The organism is Nonomuraea sp. NPDC003560, from assembly GCF_042878785.1.
Classification (GTDB): domain Bacteria; phylum Actinomycetota; class Actinomycetes; order Streptosporangiales; family Streptosporangiaceae; genus Nonomuraea.
Window position 1 is genome coordinate 498,090 of sequence record NZ_JBIAOF010000007.1, and the last position, 15,811, is coordinate 513,900.

Annotated in this window: 15 protein-coding genes; 13 read left to right on the top strand and 2 right to left on the bottom strand. The window is 72.8% G+C overall.

Annotated elements, in window-relative coordinates:
* Positions 1–9 precede the first annotated feature (9 nt).
* Positions 10–1,248, bottom strand: a complete 1,239-nt coding sequence (locus ACFYUV_RS28800; RefSeq protein ID WP_387673194.1) for a phytase — start codon at positions 1,246–1,248, stop codon at positions 10–12.
* Positions 1,249–1,451: 203 nt separating this feature from the next.
* On the bottom strand, positions 1,452–2,621 hold the full coding sequence (locus ACFYUV_RS28805; RefSeq protein ID WP_358006489.1) for an ABC transporter substrate-binding protein: 1,170 nt from the start codon (positions 2,619–2,621) through the stop codon (positions 1,452–1,454).
* A 237-nt stretch (positions 2,622–2,858) separates the two neighbouring features.
* Here ACFYUV_RS28805 and ACFYUV_RS28810 point away from each other — a divergent pair, with 237 nt between their 5' ends.
* From ACFYUV_RS28810 to ACFYUV_RS28870, 13 genes are all read left to right on the top strand, one after another.
* A complete protein-coding gene (locus ACFYUV_RS28810; RefSeq protein ID WP_358292737.1) occupies positions 2,859–3,830 on the top strand; it encodes a Gfo/Idh/MocA family oxidoreductase in 972 nt (323 codons plus the stop codon).
* On the top strand, positions 3,827–4,669 hold the full coding sequence (locus tag ACFYUV_RS28815) for a TIM barrel protein (RefSeq protein ID WP_352352762.1): 843 nt from the start codon (positions 3,827–3,829) through the stop codon (positions 4,667–4,669). Before ACFYUV_RS28810 ends, ACFYUV_RS28815 begins: the two co-directional genes overlap by 4 nt.
* Before the next feature lie 20 nt (positions 4,670–4,689).
* A complete protein-coding gene (gene iolC / locus ACFYUV_RS28820) occupies positions 4,690–5,631 on the top strand; it encodes a 5-dehydro-2-deoxygluconokinase (protein ID WP_387673249.1) in 942 nt (313 codons plus the stop codon).
* Positions 5,624–6,535 carry a class I fructose-bisphosphate aldolase gene (locus ACFYUV_RS28825; protein ID WP_387673198.1) on the top strand — a complete coding sequence of 304 codons (912 nt, stop codon included), beginning with the start codon at positions 5,624–5,626 and terminating at the stop codon, positions 6,533–6,535. The genes iolC and ACFYUV_RS28825 overlap by 8 nt, the downstream gene beginning before the upstream one ends.
* A complete protein-coding gene (gene iolD, locus ACFYUV_RS28830) occupies positions 6,532–8,370 on the top strand; it encodes a 3D-(3,5/4)-trihydroxycyclohexane-1,2-dione acylhydrolase (decyclizing) (RefSeq protein ID WP_387673201.1) in 1,839 nt (612 codons plus the stop codon). The genes ACFYUV_RS28825 and iolD overlap by 4 nt, the downstream gene beginning before the upstream one ends.
* Complete coding sequence (locus ACFYUV_RS28835; RefSeq protein ID WP_387673203.1) at positions 8,370–9,350, top strand: inorganic phosphate transporter; 981 nt, start codon at positions 8,370–8,372, stop codon at positions 9,348–9,350. The genes iolD and ACFYUV_RS28835 overlap by 1 nt, the downstream gene beginning before the upstream one ends.
* Complete coding sequence (locus ACFYUV_RS28840) at positions 9,347–10,000, top strand: DUF47 family protein (protein ID WP_352324732.1); 654 nt, start codon at positions 9,347–9,349, stop codon at positions 9,998–10,000. The genes ACFYUV_RS28835 and ACFYUV_RS28840 overlap by 4 nt, the downstream gene beginning before the upstream one ends.
* A gap of 20 nt (positions 10,001–10,020) precedes the next feature.
* On the top strand, positions 10,021–11,847 hold the full coding sequence (locus ACFYUV_RS28845; RefSeq protein WP_352324733.1) for an iron ABC transporter permease: 1,827 nt from the start codon (positions 10,021–10,023) through the stop codon (positions 11,845–11,847).
* On the top strand, positions 11,848–12,945 hold the full coding sequence (locus tag ACFYUV_RS28850; protein WP_387673206.1) for an ABC transporter ATP-binding protein: 1,098 nt from the start codon (positions 11,848–11,850) through the stop codon (positions 12,943–12,945).
* A complete protein-coding gene (locus tag ACFYUV_RS28855) occupies positions 12,942–13,706 on the top strand; it encodes an HAD-IA family hydrolase (RefSeq protein ID WP_358292752.1) in 765 nt (254 codons plus the stop codon). Before ACFYUV_RS28850 ends, ACFYUV_RS28855 begins: the two co-directional genes overlap by 4 nt.
* The gene (locus ACFYUV_RS28860; RefSeq protein ID WP_387673210.1) at positions 13,697–14,557 is read left to right on the top strand and encodes an inositol monophosphatase family protein; all 861 of its coding nucleotides are present in this window, start codon (positions 13,697–13,699) and stop codon (positions 14,555–14,557) included. Before ACFYUV_RS28855 ends, ACFYUV_RS28860 begins: the two co-directional genes overlap by 10 nt.
* Positions 14,554–15,336: a Cof-type HAD-IIB family hydrolase gene (locus ACFYUV_RS28865; RefSeq protein WP_387673213.1), complete on the top strand. Its 783-nt coding sequence runs from the start codon at positions 14,554–14,556 to the stop codon at positions 15,334–15,336. The genes ACFYUV_RS28860 and ACFYUV_RS28865 overlap by 4 nt, the downstream gene beginning before the upstream one ends.
* The coding region (locus tag ACFYUV_RS28870) for an aldehyde dehydrogenase family protein (protein ID WP_387673215.1) at positions 15,333–15,811 on the top strand (479 nt) is incomplete at its 3' end. The genes ACFYUV_RS28865 and ACFYUV_RS28870, both read left to right, overlap by 4 nt.

Genomic DNA, 15,811 nt, shown 5'->3' on the forward strand with positions numbered 1-15,811 from the left:
AGGTGATGATCAGTCGCGCGGGTCCCAGCCGTCGGTGTCCACGTCCAGGTCCAGCTCGTCGGCGATGTCGCCCCAGTCGGCGAACTTGAAGTTGGTGTTCTCCCGGTCCGCCGTGGCCGGCGTGTTCACGCCGTCGTGGGCGATGAACATGCCCTCGTCGAACTCGCCCAGCGGCACGTTGAGCACGGTCGAGCCGTCGCTCACCTCAGAGCCGTCGATGCCGTTCGCCTCGCCGATCCGGAACTGGCCGAGGTAGGCGTTGGAGCCCTCCCTGCGGTAGACGGCGAAGGTGTTGTCGCCCTGGCTGGAGGCCAGCAGGTAGCCCTTGCCGTCCTCGCGGTAGTAGATGGTCAGGCCCTCGGCGTCCGCGGTGAGGTGCGTGCCGCCGTAGCCGGGGTCGGCGCCGGGGGTGCACTCCTCGGTCGCGGGGTCGTAGGTGCCGGGGACGCCGTACTCGCGCACCTTGTCCACCAGGACGGGCGTGCCGGTGAGGTCGGCGCGCATCCGCCAGATGCCGACGTCCTCCTGGGCGGCGTAGAGCACGTCCCGCTCCTGGTCCACGACCATGCCCTCGACCTGCGCCTGCTCGTCCGGCTCAAGGCAGGGGGACCAGGTCTGCCCGTTCGGCAGGGTGAAGGAGCCCGGCAGGGTCAGCGTCCGCACGAGCTGGTAGCCGATCTTGCCGCCCGGCTTGGCGAGCAGCTTGACCAGGCCGACCGAGGTCTTGTGCCGGCGGCTGACCAGCGCGTACGTGCCGGTGGAGTCCTTCCAGGCGGTCAGGCCGTAGGCCGTCTCGGCGTCGTTGACCTGCTGCTGCGTCGTGTTGAACACGAACGGCGCGGCCGGGTCGGTCACGTCGGTGAGGTGGCCCTGCGAGATGGCGTAGATGCGCAGCATGTCCCGGCCGCGGTCGGAGACGATCGCCAGGTCCCTGCCGCCGAAGCCGTAGGCGACGTCGACGTTGTTGAAGCGGCCCGCCTCGTCGTCCGGCCCGGGGGCGGCGGGCGCCGGCAGGTGCTGGAGCTGCTGCCCGTCGAGGTCGTAGACGTACAGGCCGCCCTTCTTGGCGGTGGCGATCACCACGCTGTCCTCGGAGTCGGACGGGTCGACCCAGATCGCCGGGTCGTCGCCGTTGGCGTCGCCGCCGGCCTCGTCGTCGTAGAGGGAGGGGGTCTCGACGTCGGGGTACACGGTCGCCACGCCGGCACCGGCCGCGGGTACGGCGATCCCGCCCAACACGGTCAACATCAGGGCTGCCAGGGAGAGCCTGGACAGGGGACGCATTGCGCCTCCTCGTTCGGGGTGTTGATGTTGTCCCAAAACGTAACGACCAGTTAACAAGAAATCAATAGGTCGTCCTTATGTCAGGACATTAGGTGTTGCAGGGATGCCGGGGCATGCCGACGCGCCCGGCCGGGGATCCTCCCGGCCGGGCTGTGCGACGGCCCGCGCTAGCTGCGGTTGACGCGCCAGAAGTCCGACATGGCCTGGCGGTTCTGCAGGTCGCCGAGCAGGCCCTTGGGGTCGGTGTGGAAGAGCTGGCCCTGCCAGTCCGACAGGCCGGGCGGGGTGACCATCGGCTTGACCGTGCTGTTGCCCGAGACGCCGCCCTCGCCGATCTCGTGCTTGACGCCCTCCTCGGTCATGATGAAGTGCACGAACAGCTTGGCCGCGTTGGGGTGCTTGCTCTTGGTGGCGATCGCCGCGTACTTGGGGTAGCTGAAGCCGGTGAAGGGGGTCATCCCCTCGCAGGCGGCCTGGTGGTAGCCCTTGTCCTCGTTGTTGCGGAACTTCGAGATCGACATGAAGCCGATCTTCTTGTCCGTGGCGGCCGGCGCGCCCACGGCGGCGGAGATGTCCTCGTCCGAGCCGGTCAGCACCGGCTTGTTGAGCGACAGGCGCTTGATCCACTCCTGCGCGGCGCTCTTCTCCTCGGTCTTCAGCGGCTTGCCGTACTTGGCCTGGTAGGCCTGTTCGAGCGCCTGGTTGCCGTACGCGTCGAGCTGGGTGAAGAACGACAGCACGGTCGGCTTGCCCAGCGGGTCCTGCATCACCAGCTTGCCGGACCACTCCGGATCGGTCAGGTCCCAGACGTTCTTCACCGGGCAGCCGCCGGGGGAGAGCTTGGTGTTGTAGCCGAAGACCGTCGCCTTGGAGAGGGCGAGCAGCGGGTTCTGGTTCTCGGCGGGGATCTGGTCCTTCAGGTCGCCGGGGATCCACGTCTGGGTGACGCCCTGCGGCGCGAGCTGGCCGACCAGGACGCCGCCGTCCTCGTACATGGCCGCGTCGATGGTGACGTTGTCGGCGGCGTGCTCCCTGGTCATCTTCTCGGCCGTCTGCGGGGTGTCCGACTTCACCCCCTCCATGGCGATGCCGTACTTCGCGGTGAACGCCTTGGCCACTTCCTCGATGTCGCCGCTGGAGTCGTAGACCAGGACGCTGCCTTCCTTCTTCGCCGCGGCGACCAGCGCCTCCAGGTCGAAGTTCGCATCGAGCGACGGGCCGGGCAGCGCCTTGGCCGTCGCCGCCGCCGACGGTCCTCCGCCTGCGGTGGAGGGCGCGCACGCCACGGCGGCGGACGCCAGCAACGCCATGGAGATGATCTTCCCGGTACGCCTCATGATGGCGTCACTCCTCTTGCCTCTCGGATTCGCAAGGCGCCGCGCCAGCCCCGACCGGCGCCATTGTGTGCTCACGATGAACGTCACGTGAATAATTTGTCAAGACATTCTTACGTGGAGATCCGGCCACGGCCCGACCCCCCAGCTACGACAGTTCATCCTTATGTCAGGACAAAGTCTTGACGGTTCATCTCCTGTTCATCTAGAACTGGAGGCCCCCCTGGATGAGGAGCGATCATGCGTGTGGGTCTGCTGGGCCTAGGACGTATAGGCATGTTCCATGCCACCACCCTGTCCGCCTTGGTTGACGAGCTCGTCGTGTCCGACGTGGACACGGCGAGGGCGGAGGAGGTGGCCCGGCGGCTCGGCGCCCGGACCGGCGATCCCTTCGACGCGGACGCGGTGGTGCTCGCGACGCCGACCTCCGCCCACGCCGAGGGCCTGCTGAGGGCGTGCGAGCGGGGAGTGCCGGCGTTCTGCGAGAAACCGGCCGCGCCGACCGTCAAGGAGACGCTGCGGGTGGCCGAGGCCGTCGAACGGGCCGGGATCGGCGTGCACATCGGCTTCCAGCGCCGCTTCGACGCCGGCTACCGGGCCGCCCGCGAGGCGCTGCTGGCGGGCGAGCTCGGCGAGCTGCACCGCGTGCACATGCTGACCGGAGATCCGGCGCCGCCGCCCGCCGAGTACGTCGCCCAGTCCGGCGGCATCTTCCGCGACTGCCACATCCACGACTTCGACATCCTGCGCTGGGTCACCGGCCGCGAGGCGGACGTCGTGCAGGCGGTCGGCGCCAACCGCGGCGATCCGTACTTCGCCGCCGCCGAGGACGTGGACAACAGCGCCGCCCTGATCGTCATGGACGACGGCACGCTGGTCACCCTGCAGGGCTCCCGCTACAACGGCGCCGGCTACGACGTGCGCATGGAGCTGGCCGGCACGCTCGGCACCCGCGCCGTCGGGCTCGGCGACCGCACCCCGCTGCGCTCGGCCGAGGGCCTGAACCCGGACGGGCCGCCGTGGCCGGACTTCCAGACCAGGTTCGAGGACGCCTACGTCGCCGAGATGGGCGCGTTCCTGTCGATGGCCAGGGGCGAGAGCGAGAGCCCCTGCACCGTCCGCGACGCCCTGGCCGCCCTCTACCTGGCCGAGGCCGCCGACCTGGCGCGCCGCGAGGGCCGTCCGGTGCGCGTGCTGGAGGTGGCCAAGTGAGGATCGCCGCCGCACCCATCTCCTGGGGCGTGTGCGAGGTGCCCGGATGGGGACACCAGCTCACCGCCGACCGCGTGCTCGCCGAGATGGCCGAGCTGGGCCTGACCGCCACCGAGCTGGGCCCCGACGGCTTCCTGCCCGCCGACCAGGACCTGCTCGGCCGGTACGGGCTGCGCGCCGTGGGCGGATTCGTCCCCGCGGTCCTGCACGACCCCGCCCACGACCCGCTGCCCGCCCTCCGCGCCACCTGGGCCGCCTTCGACCCGGACGTGGTCGTCGTGCTGGCCGCCGCCACCGGCGCCGACGGCTACGACGCCCGCCCCGAGCTGGACGACACCGGCTGGCGCACCCTGCTCGGCAACCTCGACCGCGCCTTCCACGAGGCCAAGGGCGACGGCCGCGCGCTCACCCTGCACCCCCACGTCGGCACCATGGTCGAGACCGGCCAGGAGGTGGACCGGGTGCTCGGCGGCAGCGCCGTCCCGCTCTGCCTGGACACCGGCCACCTGCTCATCGGCGGCGGCGACCCGCTGGAGCTGGTCACCCGCGTCCCCGAGCGGATCGCCCACGTGCACCTGAAGGACGTCGACGCCGCGCTCGCCGCCCGCGTCCGGGCCGGTGAGCTGACCTACACCGACGCCGTCCGCGCCGGGATCTACCGCCGGCTCGGCCGCGGCGACGTGGACGTCCGGGGCATCGTCGAACGCCTGACCGCCGCCGGCTACGACGGCTGGTACGTCATGGAGCAGGACGTCGTCCTCGACGCCGAACCCCCGGCGGGCGCCGGCCCGGCCGACGACGTGCGGGCGGGCGTGGCGTTCCTGCGGGGCCTGGCGTGAGCGCCCTCGACGTGCTGACGATGGGCCGGGTCGGCGTGGACGTCTACCCGCTCCAGACCGGCGTGTCGCTGCGGCACGTGGAGACGTTCGGCAAGTACCTGGGCGGCAGCCCCACCAACGTGGCCGTGGCCGCCGCCCGCCTGGGCCACTCCAGCGCGGTGATCACGCGGACCGGCGACGACCCGTTCGGCGCGTTCGTCCGCGACGCGCTGCGCTCCTACGGCGTGGACGACCGCCTGGTCGGCGCCGTGCCCGGCCGGCCGACGCCGGTCACGTTCTGCGAGATCATGCCGCCGGACGACTTCCCGCTCTACTTCTACCGCCGGGACGCGCCCGACCTGGAGATCGCGCCCGGCGACCTCGACCTGGCGGCCGTCACCGGCGCGCGGCTGTTCTGGGCCACCGTGACCGGCCTGTCGGCCGAGCCGTCCCACGCCGCCCACCTGGCCGCCTGGCAGGCCCGCGGGCGCGCCCGGCACACCGTGCTCGACCTGGACTACCGGCCCATGTTCTGGGCCGACGCGGCCACCGCCCGTGAGCGGGTGCGTGAGGCGCTCGCGCACGTCACCGTCGCGGCCGGCAACCTCGACGAGGTCGAGGTGGCCACCGGCACCCGCGACCCGCGCGCGGCCGGCGAGACCCTGCTGGCGGCGGGCGTCGAGCTGGCCATCGTCAAACAGGGCGCGGACGGCGTGCTCGGCATGACCGCCACGGAGACCGTACGGGTGCCGCCCGTCCCGGTCGAGGTGGTCAACGGGCTCGGCGCCGGCGACGCCTTCGGCGGCGCGCTCTGCCACGGCCTGCTCGAAGGCTGGCCGCTCGAACGCACCCTGCGCTTCGCCAACGCCGCGGGCGCGATCGTCGCCGGACGCCTGGCCTGCGCGCCCGCGATGCCCACGGCGGACGAGGTCGAGGCCGTCCTGTCCGCCACCCTCTCGGAAGGAGCCGTCACGCATGCGTGAGCAGGACTACCGCCGGCTGCTCGACCAGCGCGCCTGGCAGCCGGAGCGCGTCGCCGAGGCGGCGGCCGCCCGCCGGCGCCGGCCCCTCAGGAACGCCAGGGAGCAGCTGCTCATCATCGCGGCCGACCATCCGGCCCGCGGCGCCCTCGGCGCGGCCGGCCACCCGATGGCCATGCGCAGCCGCGCCGACCTGCTCGACCGGCTCATGACCGCCCTGGCCAGGCCCGGCGTGGACGGCGTGCTGGCCACCCCCGACATCGTCGAGGACCTGCTGCTGCTCGGTGCGCTCGATGACAAGATCGTCATCGGCTCGATGAACCGCGGCGGCGTGCACGGCTCGGTGTTCGAGTTCGACGACCGCTTCACCGCCTACGACGCCCCCACCATCGCCGCGATGGGCCTGGACGGCGGCAAGATGTTGTGCCGGATCGCGCTGGAGGACAGCGCCACCGCCGCCACCCTGGCCAGCTGCGGCCAGGCCGTCACCGACCTGGCCAGGCACGGCCTGATGGCGATGGTCGAGCCGTTCTGGTCCAGGCGGCAGGACGGCGTGGTGCGGCACGACCTGTCGCCCGAGGCCGTGATCCACGCCATCAGCGTCGGCCAGGGCCTCGGCGCGACCTCCGCCCGCACCTGGCTGAAGATCCCGGTCGTGCCGGAGATGGAACGCGTCGTGGAGTCCACCACCCTGCCCGTGCTGCTGCTGGGCGGCGACTCCGGCCAGGACGCCGGCGAGATGTACGACTCCTGGCGCAAGGCGCTGCGCCTGCCCGGCGTCCGCGGCCTGGTGGTCGGCCGGGCGCTGCTCTACCCGCCCGACGGGGACGTGGGCGCCGCCGTGGACACCGCGCTCGGCCTGCTGGAGGGCGGCGTGCCCGATCTCGTGCAAGGAGGTGCCTCATGAGGCTGACCACGGCTCAGGCGCTGACCCGCTTTCTGGCCGCCCAGTGGTCGGAGCGCGACGGCGTCGAGCAGCGGCTGATCGCCGGCGTGCTCGGGATCTTCGGCCACGGCAACGTCGCGGGCGTCGGCCAGGCGCTGGCCGAGCAGGGCGCGGGCACGGACGACGCGCTGCCGTACTACCTGGCCCGCAACGAGCAGGCCATGGTGCACACGGCCGTCGGCTACGCCCGCACCCGCGCGCGGCTGTCCACCTTCGCCTGCACGACGTCCATCGGGCCCGGCGCCACCAACCTGGTCACCGGCGCGGCGCTGGCCACGATCAACCGGGTGCCGGTGCTGCTGCTGCCCGGCGACGTCTTCGCCACCCGCGCCCCCGGCACGGTGCTGCAGGAGCTGGAGGACCCCCGGTCCTACGACGTGTCGGTCAACGACTCGCTGCGCCCGGTGTCGCGCTTCTTCGACCGGATCAACCGGCCCGAGCAGCTTCCGGCCGCGCTGCTGGCGGCCATGCGGGTGCTCACCGACCCCGCCGAGACGGGCGCGGTCACGCTCGCGCTGCCCCAGGACGTGCAGGCCGAAGCCTACGACTGGCCCGAGGAGCTGTTCGCCCGGCGGGTCTGGCACGTTCCCCGCCCGGTCCCGGAGCCGGCCGCGCTGGCCAGGGCGAAGGAGCTGCTGCGCGGCTCCCGCAGGCCGCTGATCGTGGCCGGCGGCGGCGTCAGGTACAGCGGGGCGTGGGCCGAGCTGACCCGCTTCGCCGAGAACCACGGCGTGCCGGTGGGCGAGACGCAGGCGGGCAAGGGCGCGCTGCCGTACGACCATCCCTGCGCGGCCGGCGCGATCGGCCACACCGGCACCGACGCGGCCAACACCCTGGCCCGCGAGGCCGACCTGGTCATCGGCGTCGGCACCCGCTACACCGACTTCACCACCGCCTCCAGGACGCTGTTCGGGCAGGCCGCCTTCCTCAACGTCAACGTCACCGCCTTCGACGCGGCCAAGAACGCGGGCGCCACGCTCGTCGCCGACGCCCGCGAGGCGCTGCGCGCCCTCGACGACGTGGACTGGCGGGCCGACCCCGAATGGACCCACCGGGCCGCCGCCCTGGCCGCCGCCTGGCAGTCGGAGATCGGCCACACCTACGCGGGCCCCGAGCTCACCCAGCCCGTCATGCTCGGCGTCCTCAACGAGGTCGCAGAAGGCGGCGTGGTGGTCAACGCGGCCGGCTCGATGCCGGGCGACCTGCACCGCCTCTGGCGGCCCGCCGACCCCGAGCAGTACCACGTCGAGTACGGCTACTCGTGCATGGGCTACGAGATCGCCGGCGGCCTCGGGGTGAAGCTGGCCGCGCCGGAACGCGAGGTGTTCGTGCTGGTCGGCGACGGTTCGTACCTGATGATGGCGCAGGAGATCGCGACCGCCGTGCAGGAGCGGATCAAGCTGGTGATCGTCCTGGTGGACAACCGGGGCTTCGCCTCCATCGGCAACCTCAGCGAGTCGGTGGGCGCCCGGCGGCTCGGCACCGCGTACCGCACCCGCGGCCCCGGCGGCGAGCTGGACGGCGACCCCCTGCCGGTGGACCTCGCCGCGAACGCCGCCAGCCTGGGCGCCGACGTGCTGCGCGCCGACGGCCCCGAGTCGCTGCGGGCCGCCCTGGTCAAGGCCAGGGAGTCGGCCAGGACCACCGTCGTGTACGTCGAACCCGTCCCCGGCGGCGGCCCCGGCGCGCAGGCCTGGTGGGACGTGCCGGTCGCGCAGGTGTCCGGCCTGCCCGAGGTCAGGGCCGCGCGCGAGCGTTACGACGAGGCCAAGCGCGACCAGCGGCTCTACCTCTGATGGGCTGGACGCTGGCCTTCGCCGCGGTGGCCGTCCTGTTCGTGCTGATCAGCGGGGCCAACGACGGCGCCACGCTGATCGGCCTCGGCCTGCGCTTCCCGCGCACGCCCGGCTGGCTGGCCGCCGCGCTGCTGGTGGCGGTCCTGTTCGCCGGGCCGTACGTGCTGGGCGTCGCGGTCGCGCGGACCTTCACCGAAGGGCTCGCGGGGCTCGACTCGGGCAGCGGCGCGGCCGTGTTCCTGGCCGGCGTGGTGATCGCCGTCGTGGTGGTGGCGGCGCTGACCGGCAGAGGGCTGCCCACCAGCCTGACGCTGGCGGTGATCGGCGGCATCGCGGGCGCCGGGCTCGGCGCCGGGCTGCCGGTGGCCTGGCCGAGCCTGATCACCGTCCTGGCGATCGGGGCGTGCGCGCCGCTGGTCGGGCTGGTGCTCGGCTACCTGCTGGGCACCGCGTCCCGGCGGGTGCCGTCCTCGCGCCGGATGCCGGGGCTGGTGCTGGCCGCCCACCTGGTGGCGTACGCGGCCCAGTGCCTGGCCTACGCCGTCAACGACGGCCAGAAGATGATCGCCGTGGTGAGCGTCGCCGTGGACGTCGGCCGCAACGGGCTCGGCCGGGTCGGGCCCGTCCAGCTCTCGCCGGTGTGGATGGCCGTGCTGGTGGCGCTGTTCCTGGCCGGGGCGCTGACCACGCTGCCCCGGGTGGGCGGGCGGGTCGGCCGCGGCCTGGTCATCACCCGGCCGCTGCACGTGCTGTCGGCCGAGACGGCGGCCACCGGCGCCGTCCTCGGCAGCTCGGCCCTGGGCAGCCCGGTGAGCATGACCCAGTCCGTGACCGCCGGGGTCGTCGGCGTGGTGGCAAGCGAAGGAAGCAGGAGGGTGCGATGGCAAGGAGTGCTGAACATGGGTACGGCGTGGCTGGTCACGCTGCCGTCGTCCATGGCCCTGGGCGCCCTGGCCGGGCTCGGCCTGAGGCTGCTGTGAGCGGCGGACGGCCCCGCCGGCTCGCCCGCGCCTGGGACGAGCTGCGCGGCCGGTCCGGACGGCGGGTGATCGACCTCATCCGCGGCCAGGTCGCCGTGGCCAGGGAGGGCGCCGTGCTGGCCCGCTCGGCCGCCTCGGGCACGACCGGCCAGGCCGCCGCCCGCGCCCGCATGGCCGAGGTCGAGCACGAGGGCGACGCCGCCCGCGCCGAGCTCGTCCGGGCGCTGAGACGGGTGCTGGCCACCCCCATCGACAGGGAGGACCTGTTCCGGCTCTCCCGCTCGATCGACGACGTGCTGGACCAGTTACGCGACTTCGTCCGCGAGGCCGACCTGTTCGGGCCCGCCGACCTCACCTTCGCCGCCGAGCCGCTGGGGGCCGTCATCGACGGCCTGGACCAGCTCGAACAGGCCCTGCTGAAGATCACCGGCGATCCCGGCTCGGTCACCGTGGCCGTGCTCGCCACCCGCAAGTCCCGCAGCCGCGTCCGCCAGCTCCACCAGGCCCGGCTCACCGAGCTGTTCGCCGGCCCGCTGGACATGGACACCCTGCGCGAACGCGAGCTGCTCTCCCGCCTGGACGCCGTGGGCCGCCGGCTCGGCGAGGCCGCCGACGCCCTCGCCGACGCCATGCTCAAACGAAGCCACTGAAAACCCCCCGAAGGAAGACCATGGCTGTTCTGACCAAGACGGAGCCGCCGCCTCGCCCGCCGAGACGGCGCCGACTCCGCTACCGCCTCCAGGTCCTGCGGCACGACCCGACCGCCGCGCTCGGCCTGATCCTCGTCGTCCTGCTCGCCTACCTCGTCGTCGCCCCCCTGATCGCGGTCCTGTCGGACGCCTTCCGCCTCCAGTTCGGCGACGAGCTGCACGCCGGCCAGCAGCCGGGCGAGTGGACCGGCTACTACCTGTGGCGGGTCTTCCGCTCCCAGATCAGCGGCCTGCTGTTCTGGGGCCCGCTGGTCAACACGCTGGTCGTCGCGGTCGGCACCGTGCTGTTCGCGCTGCTGCTCGGCGGCGGGATGGCCTGGCTGGTGACCCGGACCAACGTGCCCGGCCGCAAGTGGCTGGCCGGGGCGCTGGTGGTGCCGTACATGCTGCCGTCGTGGACGTTCTCGCTGGCCTGGCTGACGCTGTTCAAGAACGAGCGGGCCGGCGGGCAGGTGGGCTTCCTGGAGTCGGCCGGCGTGCGCACCCCCGACTGGCTGGCCTACGGCCCGCTGCCGATCATCGTCACGCTCGGGCTGCACTACTACCCGTTCGTGCTGCTGCTGGTCGGCAACGCGCTGCGCCGGATCGACGTCCAGCTTGAGGACTCGGCCCGGATCCTCGGGGCGCCGCGGCGCGTCGTCGTGCGGCGGATCGTGGTGCCGCTGATGCTGCCCGCGCTCTCCTCGGCCGTGCTGCTCGTGGTCGGGCGGGTGCTCGGCACGTTCGGCACCCCGTACGTGCTCGGCCTGCCCGCCGACTACCAGGTGCTGTCCACCGGGCTGTTCCAGTCGATCAGGGACCGCAGCACCGGCGTGGCCTCCGTGCTCGCCACCGTCATCGTGATCATCGGCGTGCTGATCGTCTTCACCGACATGCGGCTGATGCGCGAGCAGCGCAGGTTCGTCACCGTCGGCGGCAAGGGCGCGATGGACCGGCTGGGCGACCTGCGCGGCTGGCGCTGGCCCGCGTTCGCGCTGGGCGCGGTGGTCTTCGTGGTCAGCGTGCTGATCCCGGTGCTCACGCTGCTGCTGTCCACGCTCACCCGCACGCCGCTGGACCTGTCGACCCTGACGCTCGACTACTGGATCGCCGACCGGCTGCCCGGCGCGGTCGGGTTCCCGCACGGCATCCTGCGCGGCTCCGAGCTGTGGCAGGCCGCCTGGAACTCGCTGCGCATCGTCGGCCTGGCCTCGCTGATCTGCGCGGTCGCCGGCCTGCTCATCGGGTACGTCGTCGTCCGCGGCACCGCGCCGCGCATCGCCGGGTTCCTGCGCCAGGTGTCGTTCCTGCCGTACCTCATCCCCGGCATCGCCTTCGCCGCCGCCTCGCTGTCGCTGTTCGCCGTCGCCCGCGGGCCCGTCCCGGCGCTGTACGGGACGACGTTCCTGCTGATCCTGGTCATGGCCGTGACGCACCTGCCGTACAGCTCGCGCTCGGGCATCGCGGCGATGATGCAGCTCGGCCGGGAGCCGGAGGAGGCCGCGCAGATCGCCGGGGCCTCCTGGTGGCACCGGATGCGGCGGATCATCTTCCCGATCCAGAAGGGCGCCCTGGTCACCGGGATCGTGTTGCCGTTCATCTCGGGGCTGAAGGAGCTCAGCATCGTCGTGATGCTGACCACCACCGGCACCCAGCTTCTCACGACGCTCTCCATCGGCCTGGTCGACTACGGATACACGCAGCTCGCCAACGGCGTCGTCCTCATGATCGCTTTGCTCTCCTTCACCATGACTTCCCTGACCCAGCGGCTGACCAAGAGCAGCCTGGCGTCCGGCCTAGGAGGATAGATGCCGAACATCACCTTGAGCGCAGTCTCCAAGAGCTACGGCGGCGGCGACTACGCGGTGAAGAACCTCGACCTCGTGGTCCCCGACGGCGCCTTCATGTGCCTGCTCGGCCCCTCCGGCTGCGGCAAGACCACCACGTTGCGCATGATCGCCGGCCTCGAACAGCCCACCGCGGGCAGCATCGCCGTCGGCGAGCGCGTCCTGGACTCCGTCGAGCAGGGCGTCTACGTCCCGCCCGAGAAGCGGGCGATGGGGCTGGTGTTCCAGAACTACGCGCTCTGGCCGCACCTGTCCGTGCGCGACAACGTGGAGTTCGGGCTGCGCATGCGCAAGGTGCCCGCCCCCGAGCGGCGCGCGCGGGCCGAGGCGGCGCTGAAGATGGTGCACGTCGACGCCGCCATGGACCGCTACCCCTCCCAGCTCTCCGGCGGCCAGCAGCAGCGCGTCGCCCTGGCCAGGATGCTCGCGGTCAACCCGTCCGTGCTGCTGCTGGACGAGCCGCTGTCCAACCTCGACGCCCGGCTGCGGCTGGAGATGCGGGCCGAGCTCAAGCGCATCCACGAGGAGTCCGGCGCGACGATCGTCTTCGTCACCCACGACCAGCTCGAAGCCCTCACCATGGCCACCGACGTCGCCGTCATGAACGAGGGCGAGCTGCAGCAGCTCGCCGCGCCCATGGAGATGTACGAGCGGCCCGCCAACCGGTTCGTCGCCGAGTTCGTCGGCAGCCCGCCGATGGCCATCGTGGACGCCGGACCGGCGCCCGGCGGGCTGGCCGGATCGCTGCTGCGGTTCGTCGAGGCGCGCGGCTCGGGGGTCACCCCGTCCGCCGTCGGCATCCGGCCCGAGGCGCTGCGGCTCGGCACGCCGCCCGCCGCCGCCTGGAGCGAGGAGGCGCTGGTCGAGGCCGTGCTGCCGGCCGGCTCCTCCTGGACGGTACGGCTGCGCGTCCTGGACACCGAGCTGTTCGCCCTGTCGTACACGCCGGTGCGGGCCGCGCCCGGCGACATGCTGCCCTGCTGGACCGAGCAGCTCCACCTGTTCGGCGCGGACGGCGCCCGCATCTCCTCCTGGGACCGGGCGGAGGTGACCGCGTGATCCGCCCCAAGGCGCTGCTCCTGGACTTCGGCGGCGTGATCGTCGAGACCGCCAAACGCCCGTCCTGGGCGGCCGAGCTGGCCGCCGAGGTGCACGCCATGCTGGCCAGGACCGGGTTCGACGGCCTGACGGCCGAGGACGTCGAGAGCGACATCCGGGCCGGGGCGCGGGCCGACAAGTACTGGAAGGACTCCACGTCCCGGCAGTTCGCGCCCGAGGAGATGACCCACCGCCGGTTCTGGGCGGAGTTCGTCGCCACCGACTGGCCCGAGCAGGCCCGCACGCTGGTCACCGTCGAGGCGACGCCCCTGTGCAAGCGCATGGGCGAGCTGCGCAGCGACCGGAAGCTGCGCACCGGCATGGCGGAGCTGCTGAACGCCTGCCTGCGCAACGGCGTCGTCCCCGCGGTCGTCAGCAACGCGCTGTGCGGGGCCGTGCACCGCGACTACCTGGCCGGGAGCGGGCTGGAGCACCTGTTCGCCGCGCAGGTCTACAGCGACGAGGTCGGCGTGCGCAAGCCGAACCCCGAGATGATCCTGCTCGCCTGCCGCGCCCTCGGCGTGGACCCGGCCGACGCCTGGTACGTCGGCGACAACTACGACCGGGACGTGATCTGCGGCGCCCGGGCCGGGGCGGGGGCGACCGTCCTGATGGTCTCCGCGAGCACCGACAAGATCCCGTACCGGGTGCGGCAGAGCCCTCAGGCCACGGTCGAGGACCCCCGCGCCCTGCTGACCCTCCTGGAGGAGACATGGACGTGAACACCTCTCGCGAACTGGCCGCCATCGCGGCCGAGGCGGCCAGGGCGGTCGGCGACCGGCTGCGCGGCGCCTTCCGCTCGCGTCCGGAGATCCAGACCAAGCGCGACTTCCACGACCCGGTGACCGAGCACGACAAGGCGGCCGAGGAGGGCATCCGCGAGGTGCTCGACCGGCTCTGCCCCGACAGCGTCGTGGTGGGCGAGGAGGGCGGCACCAGGGGACAGGGCGCCATCAGCTGGTACGTCGACCCCATCGACGGCACCGCCAACTTCGCCGTCGGCCTGCCGTTCTTCTGCACCTCGATCGCCGCCGCCGTGGACGGCGAGGTGGTGGCCGGGGTGATCTACGACCCGGTGCGCGACGACGAGTTCACCGCCTGGCTCGGCGGGGCCGTCTGCAACGGCGAGCCGCTGCGCAGCGCGGGCGCCCGCGCCGACCGCGAGGCGGTGCTGCTGTCCAGCTATCCCACGCCGCGCGACCTGGCCGAGGACGAGGAGGGCGCGCTGCGCCGCTTCTCCAGGATGACCCAGTCGTTCGCGACCATCCGCCGTCCGGGCAGCGCCGCGCTCAAGCTCGCCCACGTCGCCGCCGGCTGGTCCGACGTCGCGTACGGCACCCGCGTCAACGCCTGGGACGTCGCGGCCGGGTCCCTGCTGGTCAGGCAGGCCGGCGGCGTCTACATCCCGCTGTCGGGCAGCGTCTTCGAGCCGGGCGGCTACCTGGCCTGCGTCGGCGGGTTCGACCTGGCCTCCTCGGTGCTGGCCGACGTGGCCGCCGTGGCCGTCGGGGCCGTCGGCGCTGCCGGGGCTGCCAGGGCCGCCGACGTCGCCGGGGCGGGGAGCGCGACGTGATCCGCTGGATCGTGACCGACCTCGACGGCACGCTCGTCGGGCGCGACCTGGCCATGGTGCCCGCCGCCCGGGAGGCGCTGCGCCGCTACCGGGCCGCGGGCGGCGAGGTCGTCATCGCCACCGGCCGCATGGAACGCTCGGCCCGCCCCTACTACGACGAGCTGGGGCTGGACGGCCCGGCCATCCTCTACAACGGCGCCCGCACCGTGAACCTGGCGACCGGCGAGGTGCTGCGCTCCCGCCACCTGCCCGCCACCGCCTGGAAGACGCTGCTCGGCCTGTTCGGCGAGCTGCCCGCGGGCGTGTACCCGGTGGCGTTCTCCGGCGGGGAGGCGCTGGCCGTGGACGACGTCCCGGAACTGCGGGACTACGCCCGCCGGGACGGCATCACCCTGCGCGACCCCGGCGACTGGGCGGCGCTGCCCCCCGACGGGATCACCAAGTGCATGCTGATCGGCGACCGCCTGCCGGACCTGGACATCGCGGGCACGGTCACCGTCCGGTCGGAGGCGACGTACCTGGAGGTGCTGCCGGAGGGGGCGACCAAGGGCAGCGCCCTGCGCGAGCTGGCGAAGGCCCGGGGGGTGCCGCTGGAGCAGGTCGCCGCCATCGGCGACAACCCCAACGACATCGACATGATCCAGGCCGCCGGCCTGGGCATCGCGGTCGGCGACGGCCATCCCGACGTCCTGTCGGCCGCGGACGTGGTCTCGCGTCCCTGCGCCGAGGGCGCGCTCGTGGACGCGGTGGAACTGGCACTGGGAGAGGGAGAACGGTGAAGTCGGTCAAGCACTGGATCAACGGCGCCCTGACGGACGGCGGCGACCGGACGGCGGAGATCTTCAACCCGGCCACGGGTGAGGTCGGCGGTCACGTGGCGCTGGCGTCGGTGGCCGAGGTGGATGCGGCGGTGGCCGCCGCGGTGGCGGCCTTCCCGGCGTGGCGGGACTCCTCGCTGATCAAGCGCGGCCGGGTCCTGTTCCGGTTCCGTGAGCTGATGTACGCCCATCGTGACGAGCTGGCCGGGTTGATCTCGGCCGAGCACGGCAAGGTGCATGCGGACGCGTTGGGGGAGGTGGCGCGCGGGCTGGAGGTGGTGGAGTTCGCGTGCGGGATCCCGCATCTGCTCAAGGGTGGTTTCTCCGAGGGTGTCTCGACGCGGGTGGATTCGTATTCGATGCGGCAGCCGTTGGGGGTGGTGGCGGGGATCACGCCGTTCAACTTCCCGGCGATGGTGCCGATGTGGATGTTCCC

What these genes read in the sequence shown, in the direction of transcription:
- ACFYUV_RS28825 (WP_387673198.1), top strand. Translation starts at nt 5,624, where the DNA reads ATGCGTGAGCAGGACTACCGCCGGCTGCTCGACCAGCGCGCCTGGCAG.
- iolC (WP_387673249.1), top strand. Translation starts at nt 4,690, where the DNA reads ATGGGCCGGGTCGGCGTGGACGTCTACCCGCTCCAGACCGGCGTGTCG.
- ACFYUV_RS28800 (WP_387673194.1), bottom strand. Translation starts at nt 1,248, where the DNA reads ATGTTGACCGTGTTGGGCGGGATCGCCGTACCCGCGGCCGGTGCCGGC.
- ACFYUV_RS28805 (WP_358006489.1), bottom strand. Translation starts at nt 2,621, where the DNA reads ATGAGGCGTACCGGGAAGATCATCTCCATGGCGTTGCTGGCGTCCGCC.
- ACFYUV_RS28850 (WP_387673206.1), top strand. Translation starts at nt 11,848, where the DNA reads ATGCCGAACATCACCTTGAGCGCAGTCTCCAAGAGCTACGGCGGCGGC.
- ACFYUV_RS28810 (WP_358292737.1), top strand. Translation starts at nt 2,859, where the DNA reads ATGCGTGTGGGTCTGCTGGGCCTAGGACGTATAGGCATGTTCCATGCC.
- ACFYUV_RS28835 (WP_387673203.1), top strand. Translation starts at nt 8,370, where the DNA reads ATGGGCTGGACGCTGGCCTTCGCCGCGGTGGCCGTCCTGTTCGTGCTG.
- ACFYUV_RS28845 (WP_352324733.1), top strand. Translation starts at nt 10,021, where the DNA reads ATGGCTGTTCTGACCAAGACGGAGCCGCCGCCTCGCCCGCCGAGACGG.
- ACFYUV_RS28860 (WP_387673210.1), top strand. Translation starts at nt 13,697, where the DNA reads ATGGACGTGAACACCTCTCGCGAACTGGCCGCCATCGCGGCCGAGGCG.
- iolD (WP_387673201.1), top strand. Translation starts at nt 6,532, where the DNA reads ATGAGGCTGACCACGGCTCAGGCGCTGACCCGCTTTCTGGCCGCCCAG.